Genomic DNA, 629 nt, shown 5'->3' with positions numbered 1-629 from the left:
GGATAAGAGACAGCCGGTGCGGCGGGGGTGGCGACAGCGGCTTCAGGGGGCGCGGCCGTCACGGCCGGTGCCTCCGGGGCAGCGTGCGCCTGGGGAGCCTGCTCCACCATGGGGGGAGCGGTCTCCACGGCGGCGGCCTGGGCGGCCTCCGCCGGCTCGGACGGAGCGGACTGCTCGTACGAGGTGTCGGGATTGTCGTAGCCCTGGTCGTTCGACTGGGCGTAGGCGTCCTGGGCCTCCGTGTTGGAGGCGCCCGCCGGCGGACCGACCCGGCGGCGGACCACGAAGCCCTTGGCGGCAACGGGCGCGGCGGCCTGCTTCGGCTTGCGCTTGTCCAGGATCTTCTGGACCGCGGCGGTGGCCTGGTCGTCATCCAGAGAGGACGAGTGGCTCTTGACGTCGTAACCCAGCCCGGAGAGCTCGGTCACGACCTCCTTGTTGTCGAGCTCAATCCCGTGGCTCTTGAGCTCCTTGGCGATTTCGTGAACGCGCTTCTTCGACATACCTTGATTGGCCTTCTGCTCCGCCAGCGACGAGGCCGAGCACCCTAGTCCAAAGCCGAAATTGTGTGCGAGTGGTGCTTAACAGCCACCTTCCCCCGCAACCTCTCCACCCACCCGCCCTCACTC

At 68.5% G+C, this 629-nt stretch carries 1 protein-coding gene; it reads right to left on the bottom strand.

Annotated elements, in window-relative coordinates; translation table 11 throughout:
- Window positions 1-503, bottom strand: a 503-nt coding sequence (locus D7Y13_RS42020) for a translation initiation factor IF-2 N-terminal domain-containing protein (protein ID WP_208734567.1), incomplete at its 3' end; no start/stop codon positions are given.
- Window positions 504-629 lie beyond the last annotated feature (126 nt).

This window comes from Corallococcus praedator, assembly GCF_003612125.1.
Lineage (GTDB): Bacteria > Myxococcota > Myxococcia > Myxococcales > Myxococcaceae > Corallococcus > Corallococcus praedator.
Note: the sequence above shows the minus strand (reverse complement) of the source record. Positions and strands in the feature narration are given on the sequence as shown.